Here is a 19,621-nt window from a genome sequence, read left to right as displayed (position 1 = left end):
TCGAAGCAGCCATTCTCCCTAATATCGTTATTTCGATTTACGAAAAATCATGTATCAGGAACCCCTTGTTTGACCAATGATGCGCTCCGAACACTTACTCTCTGTTGCTTATCCCCTCTATATAACGGCATGATATGCGACCGTATCCATTTGAAATAGGTAAGTGTAGGCGCTTTCAATGCTATTATCTCAGTTTTCCTTACCGATGACAAGGGTTTTTTTAACTAAAAAAAGTAACCAACTTTTGTATATCCGTGGTAGGATCAGTTGTTAATTTTTAGGACCATACACTTGGTCCAGAACGTACATTCCCATACAATATAAATAATAAACGAAAAAGCGGTGTTTATATGGCTGATTTAAAAGAAATATATAATGAAGAACTGATATCTCAGTTGATCCATCATGTAAGGTCATCCTATCCTGATTTTAACAAAAACAGATTCTTGGATACATTACGGCTGGAGGACTGGCCTGAACTCACTTTAAAAGAGCGGATGCGCCGCGTGACAGTTTCTTTATACGAAACTTTGCCAAAACAATACGTTGAAGCGCTCGCAATTTTACGGGATACAGCACCTCATTTTAAAGGACTCAGCGGAATTTTATTTCCAGATTATGTGGAACAGTACGGGTTAGCGCATTGGGAAGAATCAATAAAGGCATTGGAATACTTTACGCAATATTCGACCTCAGAATTTGCTGTAAGGCCTTTTTTGCTGTTAGATCAAGAAAAGATGTTTGCACAATTGCTTGCATGGTCTGAGCATAAAAATGAACACGTGAGAAGACTTGCGAGCGAAGGCAGCAGGCCCCGCCTGCCATGGGGAAAATCGATACCGGCTTTGAAATCGGACCCTTCCCCCGTATTGCCGATCCTTGAGAAGCTGATGCAGGACGAGTCCTTATATGTAAGGAAAAGCGTGGCCAACAACCTTAATGATATATCAAAAACGCATCCTCATTTACTGAGAAAAGTCGCAGATCAATGGTACGGAACACATCCCCATACAGACTGGATTATCAAACACGCCTATCGGACCTTATTAAAAAAGGGTGATAAACAGGCCTTAGCGCTTTTTGGTTATGAAAATGCTGATTCGATACAACTACATGATTTAACATGTCAGCCCAAACGTATAGTTATTGGCGAAAGCCTTGAATTTTCTTTCTATATTCATTCAGACAGGGATCAAAAAGTAAGAATTGAGTACGCAATTGATTTTGTAAAAACAAGAGGCCAGCGTCATCAGAAAGTATTTAAAATAACTGAAACAAATATACGAAAAAACGAAACAAAGTTATACACAAGAATCCAATCCTTTAAGGATTTAACCACCAGAAAGCATTACAAAGGTATTCATACATTATCAGTGATCATCAATGGAGAGGTAAAAGATTCATTGGATTTCCAAGTTTGCTGAATGAATAAAAAATCCCTTCTTATCCAAGAAGGGATTTTGCTGATTAGCCTTCAACACTGCCGTAAAGCTCTTCCAAAGGCTTCATAATGATTTTGTTCAATTCACCAATCAGCATGCTCATGCGCTGCTCCGCTTCCATCAGCTGAGAAATTTTTTCGTGCTGCTGTACAAGCGCTACTGTTTTTTGAGCCTGCGTCACTTCTTCTTGTGTAATCTCTTCTCCTGCCATTTGTTTTTGCTGGAGTCTAAGCTGTACATCACGGAAGTTTTCGAACATGCGCTTCGCTGATTCATCTGCGTTAACTTCGTCGTAAAGGTTTTTTAAACGGGTGAACTCTTCGCTCCCGCGTAATGCATTTTCCAGATCATACGCTACATCATAAAAATTAACAGCCATTGTAAATAGCTCCTTTCATCATTGCCGTTTGACATACCACTCCACTATAACAGACTATGGAGCTCCTTTCATTAATCAAAAACCATTTCTTCTTAAAAAAGGATGACAAACAGTGCTTGAATCGCGCCTATAATTCCGCCGAGAAGGCCCCCCAAATAGGTAATCATTTTAAATTCTTTTTTTGAAATGGACAGCACCATTTCTTCAAGACGCTCCACCGGGAACTGATCCACCTGCTCCTTGACAATTTCCTCAAGACGCAACCGTTTTAAGACACTTTCAAGGTTGGACGAAATCCCTTCAAGCAATTTGTCTAATAGTGCCGGCAGCATTTGCTGGGTCAGCTCAGATTCATAGCGGACGGTAAGCGTGCCAATCGTATTGTTGAAGAAAGGGGCAGTCGAAAATGCTTGCAGCATTCTTCGTTTCAAACTGAAAATGAGCGCCTTTGCATTCCATTTTTCGTCTGCTTCATTAAACGTATACTCCCTCAGCTTGCCCCATTCGTTTTTTAAGAGATCAGAAAGCAATTTATTTGTTTCCTCATTCCGCAAGAATTTCAGCAGCTCCGGCAGCACGCGATCCGCAAGGCTTGAATTGCCAAGAAACATTTGCACCATGCTTCCAAGCATGCCGCGCTCTTTTAAAAAGTCATCAATCATATTGCCAAGACGGATTTTTCCTTCATCACTTTCAAAATAACGGACACTCCGTGACAATATATATCCTGAAATCATCGGAATTTTTTCCTCAAGCTTTTCCTGCACCTCTATAGGCACCAGCTCTTTTAACGATTGGTCCCCGTATTGGCGGAAAAGCTCATTCAGCTTATCATCCGTCCAGCTGCTGATCCATGCATCAGCAGCTTTTTCGGGGCGCTTCATCCCGGCTTTTTCAAGCGCTTCTTTTACTGTCACTTCAGAAAGTGACAGCTTTTGAATCAGCTGTTCCCCCGCTCGAAGAGCCTGCGTTTTGGCTGCATCAGAGACGAGCCGCTTTTTAATGCCTTCAGGGGTTAAGAGATGATTGACTACCATCAGTCCCATTTGTTTTGCAAGTTCATCTCGCCGTCTTGGAATCAGCCCGGGCGTAAAAGGAACTCGTTTCCCAAACAAATAGTACGCTTTATACGGCCTAAACAGCATTTGAATTGCTAAATGATTGGTCACCGCTCCAATGGCAGCGCCGATCACGATCATAAAAATAAAGGTTCCTGCAATACCCATTCCTATTCATCTTCCTCCATCTGTGCTTCAGCTTTTTTCATATAGATTATGTACCTATACGTATTATAGAGGCTCATGCAATCACTTAGCAAACGAGGAGACAAATTCCTGTTCTTAGAAAATCAGCTTGTTCTTTTGGAATAGGGCAAGGTGGAGAATCGTATTCTGTAAAGTAGAATACCGTCAGCTGCGTTCGTCTTACATGTATTTAGCGTAAAGCTGCGGACACTCGCCGGCAGCTTTTGAATAAAAGGGGGAGTCTCACCATGATAACACTCGGTTTTATGTCCTTATCCCGCCAGCATGAAGCGGATTATTCCGCAGAACTGGCCAAAAGAGCACCCGAATTCGGCATACGTTTCATCCGGTTTACACCATTTGATATTTCACCTGACACTTTGCGTGTCAAAGCATCGGTCTATCATTCGGCCAGCAGCACATGGAACGAAACTGAAATGGCGATTCCAGATTATATTTATGATCGCTGTTTTTACGGCAAGGATTCACATTCCCAAAAAGCAAAACCAATCGTTGAGTGGCTCAAAAAATATCCGAAAACGGAATTTATCGGGCGGGGTCTTCCCGATAAGTGGACCGTCCTTCACGATTTGCAGCAGCACTCTGTAATCAATCCCTATATTCCCGAAACGATAAAGGTGAGCCGCTACGAACAAATTCACTCCTTTTTATCCAAAGAAAAAGCCTGCATCCTTAAACCGGCATTCGGCGCGGGAGGCAGAGGCGTGATTCTTTTGAAGCTGGGCAAAAAAAACATCACAGCTACTTATCACATCGGAAAGGATAAGCAGACAAAAACGTTTTCCAACCAGACTTCTTTTAAGACATGGTGCAAAAAAGTGCTTCAGCATCAATATTTGCTTCAGCCTTACTTAAACATTCAAGATAAGGAACAATACCCTTGTGATATTCGCCTGTTTATGGAAAAAAACGAAGCAGGTGAATGGAATACAGTCGGAAAGGCAGTAAGACGCGGATACAAACACGGGTTGCTCGCCAATTTGTCAGGCGGATCTGATGCGCTGACATTTGACTCCTGGTTTGAAGATATACCGAAAAAACAGCAAGTGGTTTTACTAGATGATGTGTTTTCGATTACCCAATCGGTTCCGTATTATCTTGACGAGCGCTATGGGCCGTTGTTTGAACTCGGTCTTGATATATGTCTTGCAAAGGACGGGAGAATTTGGATTTTAGATATCAATTCCAAACCAGGCAGGAAGTCAATCCTGCGTGTCTCTCCCGAGCAAAAAGAACAGCTGTACACTTGTCCCCTAAAGCGCTGCCAATATCTGTTTTCTGAGCAAAGCCAGAAAGGAGTTCTTCCGCGTGAATCCTAAACGGTTTTTGATCGGCATAGACAAAACCAGTGAAAACACCCTGTTTCTGCCCTCTTCGCTGAAGCAAGACGGACTTTTGCATGCCGCATTCGGAACGAAGGTTGTCAGATGCCACGTTGCTTACAGACGGCATCTGGAACAAACCGTGCTTCTCTCTGAAAATCTGTTTCATGAGCTTTTGCTTCCCCACCGAAGCAGGGCTGATATACTGATTCATGATCATACAGTGCATATCGGGCCGTTAGTCGGCATCTTTACGGCAGGGTTTACTGTATCTCTTGAACGTCCATTTAAGGATCGTTCCCTCTTTTTTTCTAAACTTGTCACGTTACACGAGCAAGCCGGGGGCTACTGCTTCGTTTTTGGCGCGCACCAAATCAATTGGGAGGAAGGCACGATTGAAGGCCTCCTTTACAGGGAAAACGGCTGGGAGAAAAAAATAGTTCCATTGCCGAACGTCGTTTATGACCGTTTGCCGAACCGAAAAATTGAAGATTCACTTCTCTTGCAACATACAAAAAAGAGGCTGATCGATGAATATCAGATCCCATGGTTTAATAAAACGTTTTTCAATAAATGGAACGTTCATCAATTGCTCGAAAAAGATCCGAGAACGGCACCCTTTTTGCCTAGATCCGAGCTGACACCGTCTGTGGAGCTGATTGATGAGCTCTGTGGCGCATACAAAAAAGTCTATATCAAACCGGCAAATGGAGCACTCGGCACCGGCATTTATCAGCTGACAAGAACAGATGGCGGCCTGACGGTAAAGCATACGAATGACGCCAAAACATTTACTTCGATTGATTATTCCGATGCCGCCTCATTCCTTGCAGAATTTCAAAAACAGCACAACCCGTCCGACTTTCTCATTCAGCAAGGTGTTGATCTCATCGAATTTCAAGGCAAACCAGCGGATTTCCGTGTCCATACCAATAAAAACAGAAAAGGAAAATGGACAGTGACAGCAATCGCCGTAAAAATTTCCGGAAAGAACAGCATTACAACACATCTTTCTAACGGCGGCACTGTAAAGACACTTGCGGAAGTGTACGATGATCCCGCTGAAAGAGTTGAGGTCATTAAAAAGCTTTCTGCAGCGGCACTGACGGCAAGCCATGTCCTTCATGATCATATCGAGGGGTTTATCGGGGAGATCGGTTTCGATTTTGGCATTGATCAGAACGGTAAAGTATGGATGTTTGAAGCGAATTCGCGCCCGGGCCGAAGCATTTTTTCTCATCCAAATTTGCATCATGTTGATTCTCTTACAAAACGAAGAAGCTTTGAATACGCGTCATATTTATCTGAGAAGGCAATCATATCTCCTGAAGCATTGTGGCCTTCGTAACCTGTCCGCTTTTTTAATAAAGCGGGCTTATCTTTATCCAAGGCTGGGACAAACTGCATATTAAGGCCTCTTCAATGATGTTCTGGAACAATGATACAATGAACATAAGCCGTTTATATTCAGGTCAATTGATACCAAATGTAAGGAGCGTGGCCGTAATGATTTCTCATTTCAGCTGGAAACCTTTGTTCCCAAAAGAAAAGCTGCCCGGATGGAAAATTTCATTTTATTATAAAGGGACCCATTATGAAGGCATCTATCATAAGAGCGGTGAGATTGAATGGGGAGACTTGTTTCCCGCCCGCGCTGACGAGCCTGCTCTTACAAACGAGATACATGAACTGATGCTTTTTCATATTTATGACTAGCTTAGCCTAAACGGCTAAGCTTTTTTTCTTTCTCAAGATTTACCACACAATTCTCCGCATGAGTTTCCGGACATTTTAACATAATACGTAGTAACAAGCCGGCAAAGCATTGGGTTACGCCGAGGCGGCAGTGACACCCGAGAAGGGTTCACAGATTGGTGCAACTCCAGTTAACCCAACCATACTAAACAAAAAAGGAGATTTTACACATGGCTAACCAAAACTCTTCAAATGACTTACTAGTTCCTGGCGCAGCTCAGGCTATCGATCAAATGAAACTTGAAATCGCTTCTGAATTCGGCGTTAACCTTGGAGCGGACACAACTTCTCGCGCTAACGGTTCTGTCGGAGGAGAAATCACAAAACGTTTAGTATCTTTCGCTCAGCAGCAAATGGGCGGCAGAGTTCAATAACAATTCAATATATGGCTATAGAGGGCGCGGTTTCCGCGCTCTCTTTATTTTGACACCCTTTTTTCCTGCTCCACATATCCTAGAAAAAAAGGGAGGGAATCGGGGTGTCATTCATCACCATTGTGAATTGGGAGCTGGTTCAGTTCGTAAGTGTATCTATGATTCATGAATATGTTTCCCATCGTTCTGTTTATTTGTACAGGTATTCTTTCCCGCGCTGTTCAAACTGAAAACATCCTTTTATAATAAAAGGCGAGGAGGTTTTTTGATGAAAATCGCTTTATTAGGAGCCAGCGGCCGCGTCGGACAAGCCTTTTTAACACAAGCTGCAGCAGATGAAAGATTTGATATTTTCGCTCTGACCAGATCTCAACATGCTGATCTTCCCCTTTCAAAAGACAGAACCGTCATGGGGAACGCCCGCCGCTTAGAAGATGTGAAAAAAATAATGGAAAATGCTGAAATCGTGATCAGCTGTCTAGGCACAGATGGTGATGATACCTTGTCAACTGCTATGGCACACATTCTCTCCACTATGGAGGAACAGCATATCAAACGGCTTATTACGATCGGCACCGCAGGGATCCTAGATTCCCGATATGAACCGGGAAAATACCGGTTTGAAACAAATGAATCGAAACGAAAGCAGACCCGCGCAGCCAAGGAGCATGCAAAAGTATACGAAATGCTTAAAGAATCATCATTAGACTGGACAATCATCTGCCCCACTTACCTCCCGGACGGAACAGCAACCGGCGTTTATCGTACGGAGCGTAACGTTTTGCCTGAGGGCGGCACAAGCATTTCGGTCGGCGATACTGCGGACTTTTTATATCGTGAGCTCGTTACAGGTGAGTATGTCGGATACCGTGTCGGACTGGCTTATTGACTACATAAACCAAAAACCCAAAACACAATTGTTTTGGGTTTTTTGAGCATTATGCAATGGAATGTTTCTGTCCCTTTTGCAGTTCATACATTTGATAATATTGGCCTTCTAATGCCATCAATTCCTCGTGGTTCCCTTTCTCAACAATTTCTCCTTTATCAAGAACCAAAATCTGATCAGCATTTCTGATTGTTGAAAGCCGGTGAGCGATGACGAAGGTGGTGCGTCCTTGTTTGACGACATCAAGCGCTTTCTGGATTACGGCCTCTGTCTCTGTATCAATATGCGCCGTTGCCTCATCTAAAATCAAGATCGCGGGATCAAACGCCAAAGCTCTAGCAAAAGAAATTAACTGCCGCTCTCCAGAGGATAGCGTGCTGCCTTTTTCAATCACGGGCTCATTAATGCCCTTCGGAAGCTTCTTAAGAAGAGGCTCAGCACCGACTTGCCGCAGTGCATTTTTTATTTCTTCTTCAGTCATTCTTTCGTCATCCAGTCTTACGTTAGATCCGATTGTACCCGAGAATAAGTACGGGTCCTGAAGCACAATGCCCATATGGGATCTGAGTTCCTGTCTTGACATGTTGTAAATGCTTTTTCCATCAATCAGAATATCCCCTTTTTGCGCATCATAAAAACGAAACAGAAGATTCAAAATCGAGCTTTTTCCTGATCCGGTATGGCCGACGAGCGCTACGGTTTCGCCTTTTTGCGCAGTAAAGGAAATATGCTTTAATACCTCTTCACCTTCTTGATACGCAAATGACACATCACGAAATTCAACCCGCCCCAGCGCGCGCTCCTTCGCCGGTTCACCCGCTTCTTCCGTATTCTTTTCTTCAAGCAGTTCAAAAACACGCCCGGCGGAGACCCTTGCAAGCTCCAGCTTTGAAAACTGATTGACGATGCCTGTGATCGGCTGAAATAACCGGTTCAAATAATCGACAAACGCGTACAGCACACCGATAGAAACAATCCCGGCCGCATTCAGGCTCGCACCGCCAAAATGCCAGATCAAACAGACGAATGCAAGATTGCGGATGACATTGACCAGATTATGGGACATTAAGGAGTTTAAATTCAGCATCCTGTTTTGGAAATAAAAATGTGATTCATTTAATTCCTCAAATTCTCTCATTGTTTCCTTTTGATGGCGGAAAGCCTGAATAATGGTCATGCCTTGAATTGACTCATTCATTTTTGCGTTAATGTCACTGTTTATCGAGCGGATTTTTTGGTTGTAATATGACGCATATCTCCGGTATATGACCGACCACAGCCAGATAATCGGCACAATTGCCAGACATACAAACGCAAGCTTCACATCAAGCAGAAACAAAGCCGTGAATATCCCGAACATATAGATTCCGCTTGTCACAAATGTTGAAAGCACTGTGACATATAAATCCCTGATAGCCTCCGTATCATTGGTAATCCGCGCAACGACTTTTCCGGCCGGAAGGTTGTCAAAATAGCGAATCGGCATACTCTGTATGTGCGAAAACACGTCCTGCCTCATCTTTTGAATAATCCGATTGGCGCTCATCTGCAGCAGATAATGCTGTCCGTATTGAAAGAATACCGAAAACACAAGCAAGCCCCCATACAGGCAGATCAGTAACACCATTCCCTTTATTTCCGGCTGATAGAACTGGAAAAGTTCCTGCTTAGTCAGCTTTTCGGCAGCATATGCCCGGCTCTTGTCTCCGTTTGTGATCGTCAGCTTCCCGTCAGAAACCGTTCTATTCCCGTCGAAGCTGACAGCCTGATCAACAAAATAGAACGCCATTCCCACTTGATAAATATGCGCTTCTTTTGCTTTTGAAACAGGCTCCTGCAATCGGTCCTCTCTGACATATGAGACGCCGTGAAACTGAACGGCATTTTTATCTTTTTCCGCAGCTTCATACCATGTTTTCTCAATGCCGAGGATATGGTCGTCTATCATTTTTTTGCCAATAAAGGGCCCAGTCAGTTCTGCACCAACGGCAACAGCTAGCAAAAGGACGGCTGTAATCAGCAATTTTCGATAAAGAAGTGCGTATCTCCATAACGTTTTTCCTATTTTCATGCCCCTGCTCCCCCTTCTTCCGCAGTGAACAGCTGCTGTCTTTCATATTGTTCCCGGTACCACCCATTATTGGCCAGCAGTTCTTGATGCGTGCCACTCTCAGCAATGACGCCGCCGTCCATCACAAGGATCAGGTCAGCGTGCTCTACCGCGGATAATCGGTGCGTCAAAATAAATGTCGTTTTTCCTTTGCGGTTTTCTCTGATGTTCTTGATAATTGCAGCCTCTGTTTTGGCATCTACAGCGGAAAGCGAATCATCCAGGATCAAGATTTCCGGATTCGCCATGAGTGCTCTCGCAATCGAAATTCTTTGTTTCTGCCCGCCTGACAGTGCCACGCCTTTTTCACCGACCATTGTCTCCAGACCGGACGGAAGCATGTGCAAATCTTTTTCAAAATGTGCTTCGGCAATCGCTTGCTGAACCTCTTTATCAGTTGCATCCTGTTTTCCGTATAAAATATTTTCTTTTACAGTCCGTGAAAACAGTAAATGATCCTGCGGCACATATCCGATCCACCCGCGGAGCCGGTCAAGAGGGATTTGCTGAATCGGTACGCCTGAAAATGTAATGCTCCCTTCACCTGGAGGGTACTGGCGCAAAAGCTGCTTAATAATTGTCGTTTTTCCGCTCCCGGTTTTACCTGCAATCCCGACAGTCTGCCCTTTTCGCACCGTAAATGAAATATCCTGAAGATTGTCACTTGTTGAGCTTGGATATGTAAAGCTGACATGACTGAAAACGATATCTCCAGGCTCTTTAAGATCAGCGGGCTGTTTTGGATCTGTCACATCCGTTTCATAAGAAAGAGTTTCATTTACCCGGTCTAATGACGCATTGCCGCGCTGCATCACGTTAATGAGTTCACCGATTGCAAACATCGGCCAAATCATCATGCCGAGATAAACGTTAAAGGACACTAACTCTCCAAGCGTCAGCTCGTTCCGGAATACAAGAAACGCTCCGTAGCCGAGCCCAATCAGATAGCTTGCGCCGACAAGCAGTTTCACCGTCGGCTCAAACAGTGAATCAATAAAAGCCACTTTCATATTTTTCTGATAAACATCAGCGGTCATTTCATTAAACCGGCGAACATCGTTTGTTTCCTGAACATACGCGCGAATCACCCGCACGCCTGAAACAGATTCCAGCACTCTGTCATTCAGCGCCCCGAACGCGTTTTGGGCCTCAGTAAACCGCTCATGAATTTTACTTCCATATAGACTGATTGCAATCGCCATGACTGGAAGCGGGATAATGGCGGCGAAGGTCAGCTTCCAGCTGATCAAAAACCCCATCGTCAAAAAGATCGTCATCATAAACATCGTAGAATCGACTAACGTCAAGATGCCAAACCCTGTCGTTAAACTGACGGCCTGAAGATCATTTGTCCCTCGTGCCATTAAATCGCCTGTCCGGTTTTTTTCATAAAACGGCGGCGACATAGTCAGCAAATGCCCCATCAGCTTCGTACGAAGAATTTTCTCCATCAGATTCGCTCCGCCAAACAGCTGATGCATCCAAAAATAAGACATGATATACACGGCCGCCGTCAGCACAAAAAAGATACCGATATAAAACAGCAGTCCTTCCGCAGTAAACGCCCCTGCTTTCATATCATCTATGGCGTTCCCCAAGAGCTTAGGCGGAAACATTTCAATGACATTGACTGCTAATAAAAGGACAATCGCAATCGTATAGCGCAGCCAGTACGCCTTAAAAAACCAGCCAAGCTTTTTCAAAACTGAAAACATCTATCCCCATCTCCTCATCAGCCGCCTTCAATTTTTTCCTTGCAGCTTTTTTCATCCAGTTTGGCACGAACAGCCCTCGCCTCTGTATTTGTCTTCACATCCCATACACCTGTCTTTCCTTAGATTTTGTATATAAAAAAGGCATGAAGCGTCAGCTCCATGCCTTTTTTAACCGATATGTTACGCACAGCGCTTTTCAGCGCGCGGTCCGACCTAAAAAACCGTTCACGAAAACAGAACAAAAGGTTTGCCGCGCCAATATGAAACTGTTTGATAAACATGCAAATTCCTTGGCATAGCAAACCCTCCTTCCATTCTGATTTCATCTTTTTATCATCATATAAACAAAACCTTTTATTGTCAATCATTACTTGAATAGGAAAAGGTTAATTGTGCTCAAATTCGGGTAGTAGTGTTGTAAGACGCTTTGAAAGGGTGAGAAGGATGTTCCATGCTGACCGTATCATCGTTGCGTTTGACGGAAGTGAAAATAGTAAGAAAGCGCTTCAGACAGCCATTGATCTTGCTAAAACCGTAAATGCCGCTATTACCGTCGCCCATTCACATGATATGAAAGACAATCAGACCGTCATCGACCCGCCCAGACCCGCAGCTGAGGCAAGCTATATCAGCGGAGGCATGACAAGTGTTCCTGATCCGCTGATATCGGATGTAACATCACCTGAGCCAATGATCTATGAAGACCGTACGGAAGAAGTCATCGCCGAAGCCAGAATGATGCTGAATGAACAGCAGGCAGATGGAGATATCGATATATTAGAAGGCGATCCGGCTGAATCAATTATCGAGCATGCAAACCGCATTTCTGCCGATATGATCGTAACCGGAAGCAGAGACCAAAACAGGCTGAAAAAGCTAATATTCGGAAGTGTAAGTGAAAAGCTTTCAGCGAAATCGGATATACCCGTCCTGATTGTAAAGTGAGCACGCCCTGTGCTCACTTCTTTTATATTCATAATTGTGAAAAAACATAGATTTTCGTTTTTTTCTGTTATAATGCTTTCGTGCCCAAAAGCACAAAAGCATTAAAGATAAATATGGGGTGTTATTTTGGATTCTCAAAAAAAGCTGACGTTTCCGTTAGCCGTCGGTTTATTTATATTCATGTTATGCATTATTATTTCTTGCTTATTCTTGCTTCATGTAGAACCTCATATCCCGCTGTTTTTAAGTGTTGTCATGCTTTCAGCAGCAGCTTTATGGTTTGGATTTCCCTGGAAGAGCATTGAAAAAGGGATTGTAGACGGGATCAAAAACGGCGTACAGCCGATTATCGTTCTAGCGCTGATCGGCATCTTAATCGGCGCCTGGATGTACAGTGGCGCCATACCGACTGTGACAGTTTATGCCCTATCCTTTATTGAACCAAGCCATCTTCTGTTGACTGCTTTGTTTTCATGTATGATTATCAGCACACTTGTTGGCTCAAGCCTGACAACTGTTAGCACAATCGGGGTAGCGCTGATCGGCGTGGCGAGCGCGGCCGGCGTTCCGCTTGAATGGACAGCAGGCGCAGTCATATGCGGCGCTTGTTTTGGGGATAAAATGTCGCCGATGTCGGACACAACCAACTTTGCAGCCGGAATAGGCGAAATACCGATCTTTGAACACATTCGCCATATGATGGGTACAACCATTCCAGCTTTGCTCATCACTGTCGTTCTGTTTTACTTTCTCGGTTCATCAGTGTCAGCGGACGCTGCTTCAACCGATAATATTCAGCAGGTCATAACCGGAATAAAAGATGCCGCAAACGTGACACCGTGGGCCCTTCTTTCTCCGCTCTTAGTCGTTTTGCTGGCAATTAAACGGGTATCAGTAATCCCCGTTCTGACTGCCGGAATTATTTCCTCGGGAATTTTGACTGCTATTTTTGTACCCGACAGCAGCCTGCAGGCGTTTATGACAGCTTTGCAAAATGGCACAACTTTCGAAACTGACAATGAGGCAGCCGCTAAAATTATCAACAGAGGCGGACTGCAATCCATGATGGGCTCTGTCTCTCTCATTATGATTGCTTTTGCACTCGGCGGATTGATGGAGAAAATCGGATTGATTTCTGCACTATTGGAAGGCGTCATGAAAGGCATCCGCTCAAAAGGCCGTCTTGTTGCAGCAACTGTCTGCTCAAGCATCGGCGTCAACTTGGCAACCGGCGAACAGTATTTATCGATATTAATACCGGGACAATCATTTAAATCCTTATATGACAAACAAAACATCCAGCGAAAATTTCTGACAAGATCATTAGAGGACGGCGGAACATTAATTAACCCATTGATTCCTTGGGGCGTCAGCGGCGCATTTATGGCGAGCGCACTTGGTGTTCCAGTCATAGACTACATCCCGTTTACGTTCTTCCTCTATATATCGCCGATGATCTCCATTTTGATTGGATTTGTTAAAAAATAAAAAGAGCCCCGCTGTAAAAAGCGGGCTCTTTTCTTCGTTCATTTATGAAATGCTAGCAGCCTGGTGAATGCTTTCTTGAAAAGCAGCCTGAAGCTGTTTGGTCACCGGTCCGGGTTTCCCGCTTCCGACCGATTGTCCATCGAGCGTCACGACCGGAATAATTTCTGCCGTCGTTGACGAAATAAAGATCTCTTCCGCCTGTTTCAACTCTTCTTCACTGACAGGAGTCTCATCCAGTTTGATCCCATTCTTTTCAATCAGTCCTAAAATATTCATCCGTGTAATTCCATTGAGAATGAGCCGGTTAGCCGGATGTGTTCGCACCGTGCCGTTGATAACGGCATAAACGTTAGAGGAAGTACCCTCCGTAACAACGCCGTCTCTAAGTAAAATGGCTTCAAATGCTCCCGCTTCATAGGCCTTTTGCTTCGTCATGACATTATACAGTAAATTCAGACTTTTGATATCACATCTTAGCCAGCGAAGATCCTCATCTGTAATGGCCGCCACTCCGTATGCCTGCTCTTGCTCCGGTTTTTTCACCGTAAACGTATAAGCAGTAGTCTGCGGCTCAAGCCCGGCTTCATACTGGTGTTTTCGCGGGGCCACACCTCTTGTTGTCTGAATGTATACCGCTCCCTCACTGACCGCATTTTCCTGTACAAGCTTTTGCAGGTCCCACTCGAGATCTTCTATACTGAATGGAAGTGAAATTCCAATTTCAGCAGCACTTCTGAAAAAACGCTCTGCATGCTCACGTAAGCCGAACAATACTCCTTTGTACACCCTGATCACTTCATAGATGCCGTCACCAAACTGATAACCGCGATCTTCCAAATCGATTGATGCTTCACTGCGCCCAATCAGCCGGCCATTGACTAAAACCTTCATAAAAGCCCTCCCTTTTCGAGATGTCCCTGATGTCATTCAAGCTGTCATTGTCACTAATTCTACCATATTGGACAAGCTGAAAAACAGAAAGATCAAGAGATCTATAGCGGAAAGGAGTTTATTTTTTCCTTAAAATCTGACATTTCGACAAATTTTCTATGTGCTTTCCAGTTTTATTCCTGTATACTTGATTGGTAATACATAGGTTGTAAACATAAGGCATCTTCATAAGCTGCCTGCTGTACAGCATTATGTAGAGATTTTATGCCAATGGAGAGATTGTTATGCGACAAACGAGAGGAGAAGCTTCTCCTTCTGCAGTTTCGCTTGCTTTTAAATTTGCAAGTTTAGCAGTTTTATGTGTGCTGCTTTTGCTTATGGTGATTTTGGGTTATTCTAACAGTTCAACGAAAGCAAAGGAAGTCACTGTCACAACTAACGGACAGCTTCGAGATGAGAAGGAAAGCCTTAAGCTGAAAAACGACTCCCCCGATCTGCTGATAAAACATCTGCAGACAAAGCAGGACATGGGAGATAAAACGGTTTACTTAACCTTCGATGACGGCCCGTCAGCCTTTACAAATCGCTTGCTCGATGTACTGAAAAGCGCTGATGTAAAAGCGACGTTTTTTATGCTGTCACCGCGGATGAACGAATTCAAACAAGCTGTGAAAAGAGCAGAAAAGGAAGGCCACGCACTCGGTTTACATGGCGTTACCCACAATAACAGATTGTTCTATCAATCACCGACATCTCCGTTAAAAGAAATGCAGGAGGCGCGTGACACGCTGCAGGACATTACAGGATATAAAACCGCTCTTGTCAGAACGCCCTACGGAAGCAAGCCGTCACTAACCCCCTCACAAATCCGCAATCTTGAGAAAGACGGTTTTGTGTACTGGGATTGGACGATTGACAGCATGGACTGGAAATACCGAAATTCAAAGTATGTGACGGCCGTGTTAGAGCAGCTTGAAAATATGGAACAAAGCTCTTCAGGCCGCCCGAATGTGATTCTCATGCATGATCTTCCCGCTACCGTAAATGCGCTGCCGGTACTAATCAATAAATTAAAAGAAAAAGGATATTCCTTCGGAGTGTTAGAGGACACAATGGTTCCTGTTCATGAATAAAAAAGTGAGGCGCATAAGGCGGCTCACTTTTTTATGCCCAAACTTCGGGCAAACTCGCCGATTTTTTGATGGATGACCATGTCAAACAAGCTGTCGCAATACGTTGGTTCAAGGTTTATGATGACTTTCTTCATGCCGGGAATCAGGCTTGCATCCTCAGGCACAAATCTAGCCGGAGCCACTTCGAGAGACGTGCCGATAACCAATAAAAGATCTGCTTGATCCAGCTTTTCATAAAGGGTGTCAAAGTGCATGACGGCGTCGCCAAAGAGAACAACATCGGTTTTTAATACCGTTCCGCAAATGTCCCCATTGTTTCCGGCCGCCGTGCACTCCGGCACCTCCCGCTCCAGCAAATGGGGAAGATCATATCGGGCGCCGCATGCCGGACAAGCTGCTGTCTGGATAGAACCATGCAGTTCGTATACATGCCTGTTCCCCGCTTTTTTATGAAGACCGTCAATGTTTTGCGTAAAAATATCGACCTGCTTCCCTTGCTTCTCCAGCTCAGCTAAAAGCAAATGTCCTTCATTCGGTTCAAAGCTGCCGCTCATTTTCATCTGGAACAATTCTTTGAATTTGGGCCAAAACAGACGCGGATGACTTGAGAAATAATCAAGGCTCATCGCTTCCATTCTTGAGGCATCTTCCGTCCAAATGCCCCCTGCTGAACGAAAGTCGGGAATCCCTGATTCTGTGCTCATTCCCGCTCCTGTCAGCACAACAATTCTCTGTGCTTCATGTAGAATATTTTTGAATGCTTCCAACTCAACACCGCCTTTTTCTCTTATTTTACCATGAAAAAGACTCCGCCTCTGTCAGACGAAGTCTCTCTTTTAAGCCCGTTCCTTTTCCTCTTTATTTAGATTCACCTGGAATGGGTCGCTTTCGTGCTTTTGCTTGACAACAACCATTTGGCCGGGATATGCAAACTGGACACCTTCTGCACCTAAAATCTCAATAATTTTATAGTTGATATCCTCTCTAATATTAAGGTTTTCAGCCCAAACTGTCGTTTTTGTATAGAAGTTAAAAAATAAATTGTAGTAGCTGTCGGCAAACGTATCAAAGTTGACCATGATTGTTTCATTATCAACGCCCTCATGCTCTAAAAGCATTGTTCTGAGAGAATGAATGGAGCGTTCAAGGTTCTCAATCGGCGTAGCGTAGGACACATGGATGGAAAACGTAATCTGGCGTTTGGTCATTCTTGTCCAGTTCGTGATCGCTTCCATCGACAGCGTAGAGTTCGGCACCGTTACAAGCGCCCCCTGTGCTGTTCTGAATCTCGTGCTCCTAAAGGTAATATCCTCGACTGATCCTGTTACTGTTGACGTCTCCACCCAGTCACCAATTGTAAACGGCTTTTCAGTAATAATAATAATACCGCCGAAGAAGTTGCTGATGGTATCCTTCGCGGCAAGCGCAAAAGCCAGCCCGCCAAGACCTAGGCCCGCTACAAATCCGTTGACATCATAATTGAATTCCTGAGCGATCACACTGACACTGAGCGCAATGATCACAAAACGGAGCAATTTGGATAAAAACGGGGCCAGAATGTCATCCATGTCAAGCTCGAAGCGCTGATTCACCTTATGGAAGATAAACGACGATGTTGCGGTCAAATTACAAAGACCCCAGCACAAGAGCGCCACAATCAGTGAGCGGTATATTTTGCTGATGACCGGCATTTGCTCATCTAAAAACGGTGAATACCGGATCGCTAAAAACAGCCCAAGGGCAACAAAAAACCATCTGGCCGGCTTATCAAACGCCAGAACCACCTGTTTAAAAATTTCTGTTTTCGGCCGGTTTGTCAAATTAAAAAGCAGGTTAAAGAAATATCTTGTGAATAATTTTCTAAGTATAAGAAACACCAGCAAAATCGCCAAGCTGATGCCGATTTGAATGATGATATCAAGCGTAAAATACTGCTGCAGATAATCCGGCATGACTGTCTCCCCTCTATCCCAATCAATTGTTTATTATACTAAAATATTCGTAAAGATGTTCATTTAAATGTCTTTTGCAGCACAAAACCCCGGCGAAACGCCGGGGTCATTTCTCGATTCATCTATCAGCCAGATTCAATAGGGACAGTCACTTACCTTTTTTCGTTTGTGTCTGATCAAGGAGAGTTGCTTTTTGCATTTCAGCATCCGTTTCGGCTTTAATTCTTTCCTCCACTCTGATTCTCCCTTTTCCCATGATCTCGCCTCCTTTTTTGCTATTATAAAGGATCATATTTTGTTGTGAACATGTCGAAAGACCTAATTTTCTGACGAAATGTGTTCTGATACGCTGAGTGTCTTTTTTTAGTTATACGCATTCCTCAGCCCGGACCATTCCGATATGGCAGAAAAAATTCACCAGTTTGTATCGCGGTGCATATATGGTTTTGATACAATAACAGAAATGCCCATACGAGGAGCTGACTTAGCTTGTACATCATTGCCCATCGCGGAGCATCCGGCTACGCTCCGGAAAATACGATTGCCGCATTTGACCTTGCGGTGAAAATGAATGCAGATATGATTGAACTGGATGTCCAGCTTACAAAAGACAGGCAGATTGTTGTAATACACGATGACAGGGTTGACCGAACAACAAACGGATCGGGCTTTGTTAAGGATTTTACCTTGGAGGAATTGCAAAAACTCGATGCAGGAAGCTGGTACGGCCCCGCTTTTCAAGGAGAGCGTATTCCGACCCTGGAAGCGGTGCTCAAGCGCTACCACAAAAAAATCGGACTTTTAATTGAACTAAAAGGCCATCCGTCTCAAGTCGGAATTGAAAAAGAGGTGGGACAGCTATTAGGGCAATTTTCTTTTTCTATCAATAATATTGTTCAATCCTTTCAGTTCCGCTCCGTCCAAAGGTTCCGCGAGCTTTATCCTTCGATTCCGACAGCGGTCATTACAAGGCCCAACTTTGGCATGCTGTCCAGAAATCAGATGAAGGCCTTCCGCTCTTTTGCAAACTATGTCAATATAAAATACACACGGCTCAACCGTCTGATGATCGGCTCCGTCCATAAAAATGGCTTAAACATATTTGCATGGACTGTCAACAATCAAAAGACAGCGGCAAAATTACAAGCCATGGGCGTGGACGGCATCGTTACAGATTACCCGGATTTCATCATAAAGGATGGCAAACATGAAAATATATAGCGCGGTTTTTATCGGAGGCGCGCTTGGCGCCTGCCTCCGATACGGATTAAACTTATGGATACACACCGGTCAGTTCCCGGCGGCAACCTGGCTGGAAAATGCGGCAGGCAGCCTTCTATTAGGCATTTTGACCGGATTTTTTATGATCGGGGTAAAACGGCCTCTGCTGTCGGCTTTTTTAGGCACCGGCTTTTGCGGAGGCTTCACAACAATGTCCACGTTTTCTAAGGAAACAGTGATGCTTTTGCAAGGACAACCCTCATTGGCTCTTTTATATGTGGCAGCCTCATTGATATCAGGGATCATATTTGCACTGATTGGTGTTTTTTCGGGACGGCGCATAGCAGGCATTCAGCAAAGAAAGGGGCTGCAGGAAAGATGACACTAGCGGGTATTTTCATAGGGGGCGGACTTGGCGCAATGCTTCGCTTCTGGCTTGGCAATGTCATAACCGCCAAAACCAAAGGTCTCAGCCTGCCCATTGCCATACTGACAGTCAATATTCTCGGAGCTCTCGGGCTCGGAATATTTACAGGACTTCACGTTGCAAATGCTTCGGTCTCGCTTATCATCGGCACGGGGTTTTTTGGCGCCTTTACGACCTTTTCCACTTTCAGCGTTGAAAGTATTCAACTCCTTATGGCCAAACGTGTAAAAGAAAGCATCTTGTACATCGCCCTGACACTTTGCGGGTCGCTTTTGGCATTTTGGTGCGGCTGGACAATCACAATGTAAAAAAA

General features: G+C 44.3%; 22 protein-coding genes. 13 read left to right on the top strand and 9 right to left on the bottom strand.

Features of this window, described 5'->3' with window-relative positions:
- Window positions 1-350 precede the first annotated feature (350 nt).
- Window positions 351-1,424: a DNA alkylation repair protein gene (locus CW370_RS00630; RefSeq protein WP_024571676.1), complete on the top strand. Its 1,074-nt coding sequence runs from the start codon at window positions 351-353 to the stop codon at window positions 1,422-1,424.
- A 43-nt stretch (window positions 1,425-1,467) separates the two neighbouring features.
- On the opposite strand, the gene CW370_RS00625 is transcribed toward CW370_RS00630, so the two are convergent.
- Both CW370_RS00625 and CW370_RS00620 read right to left on the bottom strand, forming a co-directional pair.
- Window positions 1,468-1,821: a YlbF family regulator gene (locus tag CW370_RS00625; protein WP_003224239.1), complete on the bottom strand. Its 354-nt coding sequence runs from the start codon at window positions 1,819-1,821 to the stop codon at window positions 1,468-1,470.
- A 92-nt stretch (window positions 1,822-1,913) separates the two neighbouring features.
- Entirely contained in the window at window positions 1,914-3,047 is a 1,134-nt protein-coding gene (locus tag CW370_RS00620; protein ID WP_024571677.1) for a DUF445 domain-containing protein, read from the bottom strand.
- Window positions 3,048-3,313: 266 nt separating this feature from the next.
- Between CW370_RS00620 and spaC the strand changes: the two genes are divergently transcribed.
- From spaC to CW370_RS00590, 6 genes are all read left to right on the top strand, one after another.
- Window positions 3,314-4,405 carry a spore coat associated protein SpaC gene (gene spaC / locus CW370_RS00615; RefSeq protein WP_003245845.1) on the top strand — a complete coding sequence of 364 codons (1,092 nt, stop codon included), beginning with the start codon at window positions 3,314-3,316 and terminating at the stop codon, window positions 4,403-4,405.
- The gene (yheD, locus tag CW370_RS00610) at window positions 4,395-5,756 is read left to right on the top strand and encodes a spore coat associated protein YheD (RefSeq protein ID WP_024571678.1); all 1,362 of its coding nucleotides are present in this window, start codon (window positions 4,395-4,397) and stop codon (window positions 5,754-5,756) included. Before spaC ends, yheD begins: the two co-directional genes overlap by 11 nt.
- A gap of 149 nt (window positions 5,757-5,905) precedes the next feature.
- On the top strand, window positions 5,906-6,124 hold the full coding sequence (locus tag CW370_RS00605) for a YheE family protein (protein WP_010886462.1): 219 nt from the start codon (window positions 5,906-5,908) through the stop codon (window positions 6,122-6,124).
- 209 nt (window positions 6,125-6,333) lie between these two features.
- Window positions 6,334-6,537, top strand: a complete 204-nt coding sequence (gene sspB, locus CW370_RS00600; RefSeq protein WP_003233287.1) for a beta type acid-soluble spore protein SspB — start codon at window positions 6,334-6,336, stop codon at window positions 6,535-6,537.
- A gap of 104 nt (window positions 6,538-6,641) precedes the next feature.
- Complete coding sequence (locus CW370_RS00595) at window positions 6,642-6,767, top strand: hypothetical protein (protein WP_003245136.1); 126 nt, start codon at window positions 6,642-6,644, stop codon at window positions 6,765-6,767.
- Between the two features lie 38 nt (window positions 6,768-6,805).
- A complete protein-coding gene (locus CW370_RS00590) occupies window positions 6,806-7,426 on the top strand; it encodes an SDR family oxidoreductase (RefSeq protein WP_024571679.1) in 621 nt (206 codons plus the stop codon).
- Between the two features lie 49 nt (window positions 7,427-7,475).
- Here CW370_RS00590 and bmrD read toward each other — a convergent pair whose 3' ends face one another.
- From bmrD to CW370_RS00575, 3 genes are all read right to left on the bottom strand, one after another.
- Window positions 7,476-9,497, bottom strand: coding sequence for a multidrug resistance ABC transporter ATP-binding protein/permease BmrD (bmrD, locus tag CW370_RS00585; protein WP_024571680.1), 2,022 nt, complete (start codon window positions 9,495-9,497; stop codon window positions 7,476-7,478).
- Window positions 9,494-11,251 carry a multidrug ABC transporter ATP-binding protein BmrC gene (bmrC, locus tag CW370_RS00580; RefSeq protein WP_017695382.1) on the bottom strand — a complete coding sequence of 586 codons (1,758 nt, stop codon included), beginning with the start codon at window positions 11,249-11,251 and terminating at the stop codon, window positions 9,494-9,496. The genes bmrD and bmrC overlap by 4 nt, the downstream gene beginning before the upstream one ends.
- A gap of 119 nt (window positions 11,252-11,370) precedes the next feature.
- On the bottom strand, window positions 11,371-11,532 hold the full coding sequence (locus tag CW370_RS00575) for a hypothetical protein (RefSeq protein WP_010886461.1): 162 nt from the start codon (window positions 11,530-11,532) through the stop codon (window positions 11,371-11,373).
- Window positions 11,533-11,695: 163 nt separating this feature from the next.
- Between CW370_RS00575 and CW370_RS00570 the strand changes: the two genes are divergently transcribed.
- Entirely contained in the window at window positions 11,696-12,196 is a 501-nt protein-coding gene (locus CW370_RS00570) for a universal stress protein (RefSeq protein WP_015252456.1), read from the top strand.
- A gap of 126 nt (window positions 12,197-12,322) precedes the next feature.
- Complete coding sequence (nhaC, locus tag CW370_RS00565; RefSeq protein WP_024571681.1) at window positions 12,323-13,684, top strand: Na+/H+ antiporter NhaC; 1,362 nt, start codon at window positions 12,323-12,325, stop codon at window positions 13,682-13,684.
- Between the two features lie 42 nt (window positions 13,685-13,726).
- On the opposite strand, the gene dat is transcribed toward nhaC, so the two are convergent.
- Complete coding sequence (dat, locus tag CW370_RS00560) at window positions 13,727-14,575, bottom strand: D-amino-acid transaminase (protein WP_024571682.1); 849 nt, start codon at window positions 14,573-14,575, stop codon at window positions 13,727-13,729.
- Between the two features lie 284 nt (window positions 14,576-14,859).
- On the opposite strand from dat, the gene CW370_RS00555 reads away from it, so the two are divergent.
- On the top strand, window positions 14,860-15,708 hold the full coding sequence (locus CW370_RS00555) for a polysaccharide deacetylase family protein (RefSeq protein ID WP_021479657.1): 849 nt from the start codon (window positions 14,860-14,862) through the stop codon (window positions 15,706-15,708).
- Between the two features lie 23 nt (window positions 15,709-15,731).
- Here CW370_RS00555 and srtN read toward each other — a convergent pair whose 3' ends face one another.
- From srtN to CW370_RS00540, 3 genes are all read right to left on the bottom strand, one after another.
- A complete protein-coding gene (gene srtN, locus CW370_RS00550) occupies window positions 15,732-16,475 on the bottom strand; it encodes a sirtuin NAD-dependent deacetylase (RefSeq protein WP_024571683.1) in 744 nt (247 codons plus the stop codon).
- A gap of 69 nt (window positions 16,476-16,544) precedes the next feature.
- Window positions 16,545-17,660, bottom strand: a complete 1,116-nt coding sequence (gene mscY, locus CW370_RS00545; protein WP_015383218.1) for a small-conductance mechanosensitive channel protein MscY — start codon at window positions 17,658-17,660, stop codon at window positions 16,545-16,547.
- A 148-nt stretch (window positions 17,661-17,808) separates the two neighbouring features.
- A complete protein-coding gene (locus CW370_RS00540) occupies window positions 17,809-17,916 on the bottom strand; it encodes a YhdX family protein (RefSeq protein ID WP_009966908.1) in 108 nt (35 codons plus the stop codon).
- A 233-nt stretch (window positions 17,917-18,149) separates the two neighbouring features.
- On the opposite strand from CW370_RS00540, the gene CW370_RS00535 reads away from it, so the two are divergent.
- From CW370_RS00535 to crcB, 3 genes are read left to right on the top strand one after another with little or no spacing between them, the layout of a single operon-like run.
- Window positions 18,150-18,881, top strand: a complete 732-nt coding sequence (locus CW370_RS00535; protein ID WP_021479659.1) for a glycerophosphodiester phosphodiesterase — start codon at window positions 18,150-18,152, stop codon at window positions 18,879-18,881.
- Window positions 18,868-19,263 carry a fluoride efflux transporter FluC gene (locus tag CW370_RS00530; RefSeq protein WP_029946195.1) on the top strand — a complete coding sequence of 132 codons (396 nt, stop codon included), beginning with the start codon at window positions 18,868-18,870 and terminating at the stop codon, window positions 19,261-19,263. The genes CW370_RS00535 and CW370_RS00530 overlap by 14 nt, the downstream gene beginning before the upstream one ends.
- Complete coding sequence (gene crcB / locus CW370_RS00525) at window positions 19,260-19,616, top strand: fluoride efflux transporter CrcB (RefSeq protein ID WP_024572970.1); 357 nt, start codon at window positions 19,260-19,262, stop codon at window positions 19,614-19,616. The genes CW370_RS00530 and crcB overlap by 4 nt, the downstream gene beginning before the upstream one ends.
- Window positions 19,617-19,621: the final 5 nt, after the last annotated feature.

The organism is Bacillus sp. SN32 (assembly GCF_002837495.1).
GTDB classification, from domain to species: domain Bacteria; phylum Bacillota; class Bacilli; order Bacillales; family Bacillaceae; genus Bacillus; species Bacillus subtilis.
The sequence above is the reverse complement of the archived record's forward strand: the minus strand, read 5'-3'. Positions and strand labels throughout refer to the sequence as shown.